Genomic DNA, 3331 nt, shown 5'->3' on the forward strand with positions numbered 1-3331 from the left:
AATACTTAGTAAGAAATTTCTGCACGGCGGTTTTTTGCCCATGCTGATTCGTCATGACCGGGATCGGCAGGTTGGTCTTCACCATAGCTGATGGCTTCCATACGTGAAGCTGATACCCCTGACGTAGCTAAGTAGGCTTGGGCGGCTTGGGCACGGCGCTCACCCAATGCCAGATTGTATTCACGGCTACCACGCTCATCGGTGTGACCCGCAATAGCGACACGGGCACTTGGGTTGGCTTGTAAGAATTGCGCTTGTTGATTTAACACAGCTTGACCTTGAGCGTCGATTTCACTGCTATCAAAGCCGAAATACACGGTATTTGGGTTAGCACCCGCGGCAGTGATGACTGACGTCGAGTTTGTTACCACAGCGCCACCGTTATAGTAGCCTACACCACCGGGAACGCCCATCGGCGCAACCACCACTTCAGACGTGCCAGTACGTTTGGCAGAACACCCTGTTAAGGCGATGGTTGCCATCATCGCAGCAGCGCTTACTACTTTTAGTATCGTTAATTTCATAGTCTTTCCTCAAAAATTATTATTTAACGCGTTTACCTATTTTGTTTGTTACTTTTCGATAGAGTAAATCAATCTCGCGCTTTTTGTAAACAGTATTACTGTAAATTTAGCCAACTTTTCCTCGAAATTCTCAAAGTAGTTTAATTTTTGGATTAAACGAATAGCTGAAGAAATCACCTTTTATAAGATAAGTGATAAAAAAACAAACTGTCTAAAGTTGTGTCTACAACCGCTACCAACGAAATTTATTCCATAATTCAGGGTTTGCCCAAAACTTGCTATTAAACCAATCTGGCAAATGTTTATAGTCAAACAGATTAAATTGCCATACTTGGTAGCTGGTTGCATGGTGATCTTGGTCATTTTCCACAATCGGCTGCTCATGTAATCGGCTAAAGCCAAAGCTCACCATATCCACGCCTGTTGCCGGCTCGGATAAATTTTGCACCACCAAACAATGCTTGGCAAACAAGTCGCGACAGCGCTGAATAATTTGGGTATCGATAGCGCTATCGTTTGATAATATTATCACTGCCAACTCATAGCGTTTGGCAAACCGATGCGCGATAAACGCTTGATAATCAAACGCTTCCCAGCTCACGGCTTGACCAATAGCTTCATCAATGGCTTGAATTTGGCTAAAAACCGACTGCGTGTCATTACCAATAATCAGCCCAGTGAACGGTTGATTTGCTGAGGCGTTATTTTTATCTTTGCTTAAATCGTATTTGCTTGAATCATGTTTGCTTAGGCTATCTTTACTTAAAAATGCCAGACTTTGTCGGATGACATCCGTAATGCTTAAGGTGGGATTGGTCAAAATAAAATCCTTTTGATGAGTTTTTTTTAGCTACTGTTGATAGATACGGCTGAGTGATAGCTGTGATATAGCAATGATAAGGATGGCTAATATGCCATTCTTTAAAACCAATTATAACTATCTATCATGAGCCATGACTAGCCCTTTTGGTCGAGACAGAGTACACTAAGTGCTAAATTTATCACTTGTATTGACTGTTAGAAATAAGGAACAACCATGCCACAATATCGCTCAAAAACCTCCACGTCTGGCCGCAATATGGCGGGTGCACGCGCACTTTGGCGTGCAACCGGTATGACAGATGAGGATTTTAACAAACCGATTATCGCGATTGCTAACTCGTTTACCCAGTTTGTACCCGGTCACGTACACCTAAAAGACTTGGGTCAGCTGGTTGCCCGCGAGATTGAAGCGGCAGGTGGTGTTGCCAAAGAATTTAATACCATTGCGGTGGATGATGGTATCGCCATGGGTCACTTGGGTATGCTCTATAGCTTGCCAAGCCGTGATTTAATTGCCGATAGCGTGGAGTATATGGTCAATGCCCACTGCGCCGATGCGCTAGTTTGTATCTCAAACTGTGACAAAATCACCCCTGGTATGCTGATGTCAGCGATGCGCCTCAATATCCCAACGATTTTTGTGTCGGGCGGTCCAATGGAAGCGGGCAAAGTATTGGCATCCACCTTGGGCGATGGACATACCACCCATGAAACCGTGATGAATGAATTGGGTGAAAAAATTCGCAAACTTGACCTAGTCGACGCCATGATTGATGCGGCAGATGACTTGATTAGTGACGAAGATGTGGCACAAACTGAGCGCTCTGCTTGCCCAACTTGTGGCTCATGCTCAGGTATGTTCACTGCCAACTCGATGAACTGTTTGACCGAAGCTTTAGGCTTATCCCTGCCTGGTAATGGCTCGTTACTTGCCACTCACGCCAAACGTAAAGATTTATTCTTGGAAGCAGGTCGCCGTATCGTGGCACTTGCCAAACGTTATTATGAGCAAGATGACGCCAGCGTATTGCCACGCTCAATTGCGACCAAAGCGGCATTTGAAAACGCCATGAGCCTTGATATCGCCATGGGCGGCTCAACCAACACAATTCTACATTTGCTTGCCGCTGCCCATGAAGCCCAAGTGGATTTTAAAATGGCGGATATTGACCGTCTAAGTCGCCGTGTGCCTTGTCTATCGAAAGTTGCCCCTGCGACGCAAAAATATCATATGGAAGACGTGCACCGTGCTGGGGGTGTGATGGCAATTTTAGCCGAGCTTGATCGCGCAAACCTACTGCAAACCGATGTGCCCACCGTTCATAGTACTTCACTCAAAGCAGCGCTTAGCCAATGGGATATCATGAATCCTGATAATACCGAGGCACGTGAGCGTTATATTGCAGCCCCAGGTGGGGTACGCACCACGCAAGCCTTTAGCCAAAACAATGCGTGGTCAAATCTTGATGTCAACCGCGAATCTGGCTGTATCCGCAGCAAAGAATTTGCCTACTCACAAGACGGCGGTTTGGCAGTATTATTTGGTAATATCGCTGAACGTGGCTGTGTCGTCAAAACAGCGGGCGTGGATGACAGCATCCTAAAATTTACCGGTCGTGCCCGTGTGTTTGAGAGCCAAGATGACGCCGTTGCAGCGATTTTAGCAGACCAAATTGTCGCAGGTGACATCGTGGTAATTCGCTATGAAGGTCCAAAAGGCGGTCCGGGTATGCAAGAAATGTTGTATCCGACCTCTTACCTAAAATCAAAAGGTCTGGGTAAAGCCTGTGCGCTACTCACCGATGGTCGTTTTTCAGGGGGTACGTCAGGTTTATCCATCGGTCACGTCAGCCCAGAAGCCGCTGAAGGCGGTACCATCGGTTTGGTCAATGAAGGCGACACCATCGAGATTGATATCCCTAATCGCTCGATTCATTTGGCGGTTGATTTTGCCGAACTGGAAAAACGCCGAGAAGCGATGGTGA

At 46.4% G+C, this 3331-nt stretch carries 3 protein-coding genes; 1 reads left to right on the forward strand and 2 read right to left on the reverse strand.

What is annotated here, in order from left to right:
• Positions 1 to 5: 5 nt before the first annotated feature.
• Together pal and RTR63_RS03895 are read right to left on the reverse strand one after the other, a co-directional pair.
• A complete protein-coding gene (gene pal / locus RTR63_RS03890) occupies positions 6 to 524 on the reverse strand; it encodes a peptidoglycan-associated lipoprotein Pal (protein WP_007115689.1) in 519 nt (172 codons plus the stop codon).
• A 232-nt stretch (positions 525 to 756) separates the two neighbouring features.
• On the reverse strand, positions 757 to 1344 hold the full coding sequence (locus tag RTR63_RS03895; RefSeq protein WP_312115111.1) for a DUF6231 family protein: 588 nt from the start codon (positions 1342 to 1344) through the stop codon (positions 757 to 759).
• Positions 1345 to 1560: 216 nt separating this feature from the next.
• Here RTR63_RS03895 and ilvD point away from each other — a divergent pair.
• Positions 1561 to 3331: dihydroxy-acid dehydratase (gene ilvD / locus RTR63_RS03900; RefSeq protein WP_312522759.1), on the forward strand; the 1771-nt coding region annotated here is incomplete at its 3' end.

The organism is Moraxella sp. CTOTU47724 (assembly GCF_032014955.1).
In the GTDB taxonomy this organism is placed as follows: domain Bacteria; phylum Pseudomonadota; class Gammaproteobacteria; order Pseudomonadales; family Moraxellaceae; genus Faucicola; species Faucicola tetraodonis.

Coding starts and splice junctions, on each gene's coding strand:
- pal (WP_007115689.1), bottom strand. CDS start 524: ATGAAATTAACGATACTAAAAGTAGTAAGCGCTGCTGCGATGATGGCA.